Origin of the sequence: Brenneria corticis (genome assembly GCF_003115855.1) — a bacterium.
In the GTDB taxonomy this organism is placed as follows: domain Bacteria; phylum Pseudomonadota; class Gammaproteobacteria; order Enterobacterales; family Enterobacteriaceae; genus Brenneria; species Brenneria corticis.
The window spans coordinates 73,855-81,645 of record NZ_KZ819090.1 but is presented as its reverse complement, the minus strand read 5'-3'; the positions used below and the strand labels follow the sequence as shown (position 1 = coordinate 81,645).

The 7,791-nt window shown below is 51.9% G+C and carries 7 protein-coding genes and 6 tRNA genes; 6 read left to right on the top strand and 7 right to left on the bottom strand.

Annotation, left to right across the window (positions count from 1 at the left end; translation table 11 throughout):
• Positions 1-80 precede the first annotated feature (80 nt).
• The 6 genes from DDT56_RS19130 (at position 81) to DDT56_RS19105 (ending at position 5,044) form a co-directional block, all read left to right on the top strand.
• A complete protein-coding gene (locus DDT56_RS19130) occupies positions 81-635 on the top strand; it encodes a recombinase family protein (RefSeq protein WP_136168000.1) in 555 nt (184 codons plus the stop codon).
• 92 nt (positions 636-727) lie between these two features.
• On the top strand, positions 728-1,450 hold the full coding sequence (locus tag DDT56_RS19125; RefSeq protein WP_136167999.1) for a hypothetical protein: 723 nt from the start codon (positions 728-730) through the stop codon (positions 1,448-1,450).
• A complete protein-coding gene (locus DDT56_RS19120; RefSeq protein ID WP_136167998.1) occupies positions 1,422-1,967 on the top strand; it encodes a baseplate complex protein in 546 nt (181 codons plus the stop codon). Before DDT56_RS19125 ends, DDT56_RS19120 begins: the two co-directional genes overlap by 29 nt.
• A complete protein-coding gene (locus tag DDT56_RS19115) occupies positions 1,964-3,619 on the top strand; it encodes a type VI secretion system Vgr family protein (RefSeq protein ID WP_136167997.1) in 1,656 nt (551 codons plus the stop codon). The genes DDT56_RS19120 and DDT56_RS19115 overlap by 4 nt, the downstream gene beginning before the upstream one ends.
• A gap of 682 nt (positions 3,620-4,301) precedes the next feature.
• Positions 4,302-4,784 carry a DUF2778 domain-containing protein gene (locus DDT56_RS19110; protein ID WP_136167996.1) on the top strand — a complete coding sequence of 161 codons (483 nt, stop codon included), beginning with the start codon at positions 4,302-4,304 and terminating at the stop codon, positions 4,782-4,784.
• Positions 4,781-5,044, top strand: coding sequence for a hypothetical protein (locus tag DDT56_RS19105; RefSeq protein WP_136167995.1), 264 nt, complete (start codon positions 4,781-4,783; stop codon positions 5,042-5,044). Before DDT56_RS19110 ends, DDT56_RS19105 begins: the two co-directional genes overlap by 4 nt.
• 239 nt (positions 5,045-5,283) lie before the next feature.
• On the opposite strand, the gene DDT56_RS19100 is transcribed toward DDT56_RS19105, so the two are convergent.
• The 7 genes from DDT56_RS19100 to asnB all read right to left on the bottom strand — a co-directional run bounded on the left by DDT56_RS19100 (position 5,284) and on the right by asnB (position 7,790).
• Positions 5,284-5,358: transfer RNA gene (locus DDT56_RS19100), tRNA-Gln, on the bottom strand.
• A 6-nt stretch (positions 5,359-5,364) separates the two neighbouring features.
• Positions 5,365-5,441 (bottom strand) — tRNA-Met (locus DDT56_RS19095).
• A 56-nt stretch (positions 5,442-5,497) separates the two neighbouring features.
• Positions 5,498-5,572, bottom strand: a tRNA-Gln gene (locus tag DDT56_RS19090).
• A 36-nt stretch (positions 5,573-5,608) separates the two neighbouring features.
• A tRNA-Gln gene (locus tag DDT56_RS19085) sits at positions 5,609-5,683 on the bottom strand.
• A gap of 56 nt (positions 5,684-5,739) precedes the next feature.
• Positions 5,740-5,824, bottom strand: a tRNA-Leu gene (locus DDT56_RS19080).
• Positions 5,825-5,830: 6 nt separating this feature from the next.
• Positions 5,831-5,907, bottom strand: a tRNA-Met gene (locus DDT56_RS19075).
• Between the two features lie 221 nt (positions 5,908-6,128).
• Positions 6,129-7,790, bottom strand: coding sequence for an asparagine synthase B (asnB, locus tag DDT56_RS19070; RefSeq protein WP_136167994.1), 1,662 nt, complete (start codon positions 7,788-7,790; stop codon positions 6,129-6,131).
• Position 7,791 lies beyond the last annotated feature (1 nt).

Genomic DNA, 7,791 nt, shown 5'->3' with positions numbered 1-7,791 from the left:
TTCTGCAAAACCGAGGTTTTCTGTTATCTCCTGTTCCTTTCTTCATGGCAGTATCGTTGCCTTTTTGCTGGAGATAAATTGTGCAAATTGGCTACATTCGGGTATCAACAAACGACCAAAACACCGATCTGCAAAGAAATGCGCTGATAAGTGCAAATTGTGAGCAGGTTTTTGAAGATAAAATGAGCGGAACGAAAGCCAGGCGTCCGGGGCTAAAACGAGCGCTGAAAGCGTTAAAAACGGGTGATACCCTGGTTGTTTGGAAACTGGATCGGCTGGGGCGATCCATGCGCAATCTTGTGCTGTTAATAGATGAATTGCGTCAACGGGGAATACATTTTCGTAGTCTTACTGATAGCATCGACACAAATACCCCAATGGGGCGATTCGTGTTTCATATTATGTCTGCGCTTGCTGAAATGGAGCGTGAATTGATAGTTGAACGGACGTTGGCCGGATTAGTTGCGGCCAGGGCAAAAGGTCGAATCGGTGGGCGGCCTCCAGCGCTGACGTTAGATGACAGGGAGATTATTGCTAAGCTGTTAGCTAATGGACACTCCAGAGCGCAGATCTCAATTATCTACGGCATTGGTATGTCAACGCTCTATAAGTATTTTCCAGCTGGTAAGCAGTAATCTATTTTTACGTGTAAAATGATTTTGTTTAATTTGCAGCCGGAATGCTGCATTCATATAGGGAAATAATCAAGTTACAGGGAGGTATATCTATGTGGCGTGATGCAATCATCCGCTTCCCGTCTGAAATAAGCGCTATTAACTGCGCCATTGTGCCGGTGAATCCGTGGGTTTATGGCGTCGGCCAGAAAACGGCAACCGGCAGCTATCTAAGCCCGGCTAATGCTGTGGTGTATCTGGCCGACCGGTTGCAAATCGTAGTCGGTGAAACAGAAGTCACGGTGTTTATGGTCTGTAGTACCACCCATGATGATTTTATGCAGCGGTTAAATGCTATGACTGCGGTATTTCCGGCGCCGGCGTTTACCCAGGTTGCTCGCGTGGCACAATCGGTCGCCGAGTTGGATACGGTCAAAATGCAGTTGCCCGCCAAAAGCCAAACATTGCCCGCCACTGTGCCGCTGTCCATATCAACCAGTCGCCAGGCGCTGAACGCACAGCGCATTGCTGCCGCCCAGCAGCTGGCAGCTGGAAGCAGCGGTATTGAGGGCATCAAAGGACAATTAGCCGGTTTTGCCGCCGAACGCGGCAATATGCTGGCGAAAATCAGCCAGGGCTTAAGCGAGTTACAAGCAGGTAGCGCCCGCGCCTGGGTATTCACAGGAAAAGGACAAGGCAGCGTAATCGCTGCTGAAATGGTGAAAAACATTCCGCAGCCGTCAGCGGTTTATACCGTGGCCATGATGTTTGTGGGCGATTCACTCAATGCACTGGAAGGCATGATCCATGAGCCAAATTATCACGCTCGCCCTTGATGGCGAGGCTATACCTCTACGCAGTCTGACTGTCACCCCGTCTATGCAGTTTCAGGAACAAGACCAGTCTGGCCAGACGTCCAGCACATCTAACGCAGAGCAGGGCATCAAGCCTAAAGAATTGCGGGTGTCCGGCATCATCCCATTTACCGAAGCGAAAGTGTTAACGCGGCTATGGGCGCTGGCAGAGGCAAAAGAGGGCGGGAAACTGAAACGTTATCGCGTGGCCAATCATACTGCGCAAGCTATCAACTTTCGTCTTGCCACGTTTACCGGATCGATTGATGCGCCGAAACAGGACGGTAAGCAGGCATGGCTGGTTACGTTTACCTTGCGTGAGCATGTCAGCGTGGCAGAAAAACGGGATACCCGCGCCGGAAACAAAGCGGTAGCACAAAAGCAAACGCCAGGCGTAAAAGGTGGGGGTAATGCGGCAGAGAGCGACGAGCAATTAAGCTGGTTTGAACGCAAAGTGTTGAAACCGGTGAATGATGCGCTAGGGAGTAGTGAGGGATGAAACCAGTTAAGCGGCTAATGCTGTCAGGGGACGCGGTTCACCTGGTCAGCGCTAATATGGCATTAGAGCTGAGCGCCTGCGGGCGCGGCTTCATCACGGCAGAAACAGATCAGGATTACACCGGCAAGCTGGTTCGGCTAGATGTGGGATATACCGACAGTATATTGCGATGGTTTACTGGGTACGTCGAGCGCTCACAGCCTGCTGAGAACGGCTATCAGCGGCTGTTTGTGCGTGAACTGGCAGGCGTGTTTGAACGGATATGGCCGTGCTCCTTTCAGCATCCTACGTTAAAACAGCTTGCCGCCTGGCTGGAAGAAAATAGCGGGCTAATGATGCATTTGCCGGATGCGGCGTATGTGACCACGCCGATCCCACATTTCACGCACAGTGGCACCGGTTATCAACTGCTGGCCAACATTGGCGCGGCGTTCGGCGTTGAGGATTATATCTGGCAACCGTTGCCGGATGGCGGGCTATATATCGGCAGTTGGGCGCATTCGATGTTTGCCGATAGGCCCGTTGATATTCCCGCCGAGTTCAGTAAAGGCCAGGCAGCGGGCAATAGCATGACGTTGCCGCTAATTCAGTCGGTACGCCCCGGCGTTGTGGTTAATGGCCAGCGTCTGGCGTCGGTTCGTCTGGATAATGATGATATGGTCATAACGTGGACACCGCTTAGCACGACAACCGGCAAGCGGGCGGCGGTAACACCGGCACAACGTCAGATTGATGCGGCTTACCCTGAGTTATCCGCAGGGCTGCATCTGCCGAAGTTCGCTCGCGTGGAGGCGGCAACGGAAGGTGTAACCAGCGGTGATATTGCCGATCCCTTTCGCCCGCGCTATGCCGTAGATTTGCAACTGCTGGGCGCTGACGGTAATCCGGCCAAAGACACGCCAATTTATCCCGCCGTACCGCTGCCGGTACCGATGGCAGGCGGTGAATCGGGCATGTTTCAGTTTCCGCCTGCGGGGACGTTGGTAGAGGTCGGTTTTACCGAAGGGCGCCCGGATAAGCCCTTTGTCCGGCAGACGCTGGCGCAGGGGCATAGCCTGCCGGATATCAAGCCGGGGGAACAGCTACAGCAGCAACGAGCGGAAGTGTCACAGCGTGTCACGGTGGCGGGCGATTGGGAACGGCAGACAGACCAGACAATCAGCGAATCATCCATGCGTCGCGTGGTGACAGCCGACGATGAGCATCGAACGATCGTGACCAGAGAAACTACCATCCAGGCCACGGATAAAACCACGGTGTTGGGTACCGCCACGTTGCTGGCTGGGGCGATTGTGCAGATTGCGGAAGGGGATTACAGTCTGGCCACGCAGGCGGGCTATGTGGCCAGCGTCGGCAAATCGGCTACGGTGGATATTGGCCAGAACCTGATGGAGAAAATCGGCCAGATCCGCAGCAGCATAGCCGGGGCGCGTCAGGATATCATTGCCCCGGTGGTATGGGTCGGTAGTCAGCAAATCAACGTCATGCAGTTGATGTTGGACACGCTGGACGTGGTGCAGGAACTGGCGGCACAGACAGCCGCGCACACCCATGTGAATACGGGCGCACCGCTTAACGCGGCCGCTATTGCGGCAACCGGCACCAAATCCGGGGCATTACAGAAGAAATACAGCCCGGTGATTGGTGCCTGATAATAATTGATCGACACAACCGATCAATAATCCATAATCGATCTGTATAAACGTTTATAAAACAAACTAACCCAATGTCATTATGTGATTGGATTGCAAAAAATAATGATGACATCAGGGAAAGCCAAGCCCGCCGCGTGCGGGCTTTTTTGCACCAGTCCTAAAACGCGCTCAGACGCCCCATAAAGCGCGCTGTCCACACATCACAACAACCTCAATCACCGCATCACGTCGCGTTGACGCAGTCAGCGCACACACAAAATAAACGGACGCATGACAAAATCGGCGCTACACCGCACCCGCCTGCGGTTTTCGGATCATAAACATTTTTCAGTTTTATTTTTCTACAAATGGGTACGCCAGCCCGCGCTGCTGCTGGGCTGATGGTGGAAAACCCAAACTGAAAAGATTGAAAGGAATTTCAGTATTTTTCAGTTTTTAGGATCTAAAAAGGATCTGATAAAAATCATAATCATAAGATAAATAAGGAATTTATCTGAATTTTGTCAGTTGAAAGGGGGGGGTATCGATTTTCGGATATGTTGGGGAAAAAGGCGGTAGGCCAGCAATCGCGGAGGATGCAAGCCGACCTGATAGTTTTTCAGTACTGAAATTTTTATAAGATTTATCCGAATAAAAATCGAGCTACTATAAAATCCTTTGTTCACATGGAGTGATATTTATGGCTGCAAAATGCAACTTTCATCTTAACGGACAGACTATGTCTACGCTCTTTTGCGAGGGGTTTGGATCTGTTCACGCTTTTTCGGGTAACAAGCAGGACAGGAATCAATCAAAATCTACAGCTGTGCCTTTTGATGGGCCTCTTCCAACTGGAGAGTATTTTATTTTGGATCGGAAAAGTGGCGGACGATTGGGTGGCCTTAATGATTTTATGCAGGATATTTTAGCTGGAACGCATCGCGCAGGATGGTTTGCGCTTTACCGGAATGATGGTGTCATTGATGATTTCACCTTTATCAATGGGGTTCAGCGTGGGCATTTTCGGTTGCATCCTGTTGGCCGTTTTGGGATTAGTGAAGGATGTATAACATTGCCTGATATGATCCAGTATTATCGGCTATGGAAGTTCCTTAAATCTCAGAAAATGGAGAAAGTGCCGGGGTCTTCGCTTTATCACTATGGAAGGGTGGTCGTGAAATGATTAAAAAATTAGTTGCAGCGCTTATTCTGACGTTTCCCATCTATGCTTTTGTGGGCGGTAGTGATTTGGTGACGTACTGGTTTACCCATGGCAATGGTTGGAATGTTTTCTCGCCTCTGCTTGATATGTTGCAAAAGCTGGGAGTCAGCGGTCGCGCGACAGTTATCTACGCAGTGATGCTGGTAATCAGCTTTATTTTGTCCCTGAGCCTGGTCTTCGCAATATCCGCATACATTGCCAGGCGACAAGGTAACGGATAGTGAACGGTACTTTTCGTATCCAAGAGCAAAAAATCTTGCGCGACACTTTTGTGACACGCTCCTGCACAAATAAAAAAAGCCACTCGTTCAAAAGTGGCTTAATCTCATGATCGATTATTAGTTATCCGCATCATCAGGCGTTTATTCATGCGCTGTCGCCACTTTGCCGCCACACATAAGAAAACGGGGCGACGTCTTTCGACTGTCGCCCCGCATCTTGCTGTTTTACCAGCTTTATTTGGCTGGGGTACCAGGATTCGAACCTGGGAATGCCGGAATCAGAATCCGGTGCCTTACCGCTTGGCGATACCCCAAAAATGTGGTGGCTACGACGGGAATCGAACCTGTGACCCCAGCATTATGAGTGCTGTGCTCTAACCAGCTGAGCTACGTAGCCAAATTGTACTGCCGTTTTTGTTATGTTTCAACAAAAATCTTTAAACATCAATTAGATGGCTGGGGTACCTGGATTCGAACCAGGGAATGCTGGTATCAAAAACCAGTGCCTTACCGCTTGGCGATACCCCAACAGGGCAATTACTTTTCAGTAATGCTGCTTAAATATGGCTGGGGTACCAGGATTCGAACCTGGGAATGCTGGTATCAAAAACCAGTGCCTTACCGCTTGGCGATACCCCAAAACTAAATAAAACCATTATCAAGCTTCGAAAAGCTATTTCAAGCCGTGAAAGCAATGGTGCGGGAGGCGAGACTTGAACTCGCACACCTTGCGGCGCCAGAACCTAAATCTGGTGCGTCTACCAATTTCGCCACTCCCGCAAAAGATGGTGGCTACGACGGGAATCGAACCTGTGACCCCAGCATTATGAGTGCTGTGCTCTAACCAGCTGAGCTACGTAGCCATCTTTTCCGCGTCACCTTCATCGGCGTTGCGGGGCGCATTATGCGTAGTTGGCCTAATTGCGTCAACAAATTTTTTCCCGAAAAGGGCTTACCCTGCGCCGTTTGTTTGGGTTGTGAACAGTCTGGTGAGAAAAGCGTCAAAAAGCCGGCTTTACCACTAAATCAGATAGAAAAACGGGCCTGTGCGGCCCGTTGCAATAGCGAAAAACAAAACCGGCGATCAGTATGCGGACTGGTGTACGCCAACCGCGCGGCCCGAGGGATCATCCATCTTTTTGAAGGATTCATCCCATTCGATGGCTTTAGCCGAAGAGCAGGCGACTGACGGGCCGCCAGGCACGCATTCCGCGGCGCTGGGAACCGGGAACAGCTCTTCGAAGATTTCACGGTACAGATAGCCTTCTTTGGAGGTCGGCGTGTTGTACGGGAAACGGAAGTGCGCGGTTTCCAACTGCTGATCGCTAACCTGCTGAGCGGCAACTTCTTTCAGCGTATCAATCCAGCTATAGCCGACGCCGTCGGAGAATTGCTCTTTCTGGCGCCATGCCACGCTGTGCGGCAGGTATGATTCAAAACATTCGCGCAGAATGTGTTTTTCCATTTTGCCGTTGCCGCACATTTTATCGCGCGGGTTGATGCGCATGGCCACATCCAGGAATTTTTTATCCAGGAACGGCACGCGCGCTTCCACGCCCCAGGCCGACATCGCCTTGTTGGCGCGGGCGCAGTCATACTGGTGCAGCGCCAGCAGTTTGCGCACGGTTTCCTCATGCAGCTCTTTGGCGTTTGGCGCTTTGTGGAAATAGAGATAGCCGCCAAACACTTCGTCGGAGCCTTCGCCGGACAGTACCATCTTGATGCCCATCGCCTTGATTTTACGGGACATCAGATACATCGGGGTAGAGGCGCGAATGGTCGTCACGTCGTAGGTTTCAATGTGGTAGATCACATCGCGAATCGCATCCAGCCCTTCCTGCTCCGTGAAGTGGATTTCGTGGTGCACGGTGCCCAGATGTTCGGCCACTTCCTGCGCGGCTTTCAAGTCCGGCGCGCCTTTCAGGCCGACGGCGAAAGAGTGCAGCTGCGGCCACCAGGCTTCGCTGCGCTCGTCGTCTTCAACCCGGCGGGCGGCGTATTTTTTGGTGATGGCGGAGATCACCGAGGAATCCAGGCCGCCGGAGAGCAGAACGCCGTAAGGCACATCCGACATCAGGTGGCTTTTTACCGACTCTTCCAGCGCGTCGCGCAGGGCATCGGCATCGGTTTCGTTGTCTTTTACGTTTTCGTAATCGAACCAGTCGCGATGATAGTATTCACGAATTTCTCCGTCCTTGCTCCACAGGTAGCTGCCGGCGGGGAATTCTTTAATCGTGCGGCACACCGGAACCAGGGCTTTCATTTCTGAAGCCACGTAGAAGTTGCCGAATTCGTCGTAGCCCATGTACAGCGGAATGATGCCTAGGTGATCGCGGCCGATCAGGTAGGCGTCTTTTTCACTGTCGTAGAGCGCGAAGGCGAACATGCCTTGCAGATCGTCCAGGAATTCCGGGCCTTTTTCCTGGTACAGCGCCAGGATGACTTCACAGTCGGAGCCGGTCTGGAACGCGTAGCGGTCGCCATATTGCTGACGCAGCGCCTGGTGGTTATAAATTTCGCCGTTAACGGCCAGAACGTGGGTGCGCGCAAGGTTGTACAACGGCTGGGCGCCGGTGTTCACATCAACGATGGACAGGCGCTCATGGGCCAGAATGGCTTTATCGCTGGCATAGACGCCGGACCAGTCCGGTCCGCGGTGACGCATCAGGCGTGATAATTCCAGCGCTTTTTTACGCATTTCAACAGGATCGGTCTTGAGATCAAGCACACCGAAGATAGAACACATG

What these genes read in the sequence shown, in the direction of transcription:
- DDT56_RS19105 (WP_136167995.1), top strand. Translation starts at nt 4,781, where the DNA reads ATGATTAAAAAATTAGTTGCAGCGCTTATTCTGACGTTTCCCATCTAT.
- asnB (WP_136167994.1), bottom strand. Translation starts at nt 7,790, where the DNA reads ATGTGTTCTATCTTCGGTGTGCTTGATCTCAAGACCGATCCTGTTGAA.
- DDT56_RS19110 (WP_136167996.1), top strand. Translation starts at nt 4,302, where the DNA reads ATGGCTGCAAAATGCAACTTTCATCTTAACGGACAGACTATGTCTACG.
- DDT56_RS19120 (WP_136167998.1), top strand. Translation starts at nt 1,422, where the DNA reads ATGAGCCAAATTATCACGCTCGCCCTTGATGGCGAGGCTATACCTCTA.
- DDT56_RS19115 (WP_136167997.1), top strand. Translation starts at nt 1,964, where the DNA reads ATGAAACCAGTTAAGCGGCTAATGCTGTCAGGGGACGCGGTTCACCTG.
- DDT56_RS19125 (WP_136167999.1), top strand. Translation starts at nt 728, where the DNA reads ATGTGGCGTGATGCAATCATCCGCTTCCCGTCTGAAATAAGCGCTATT.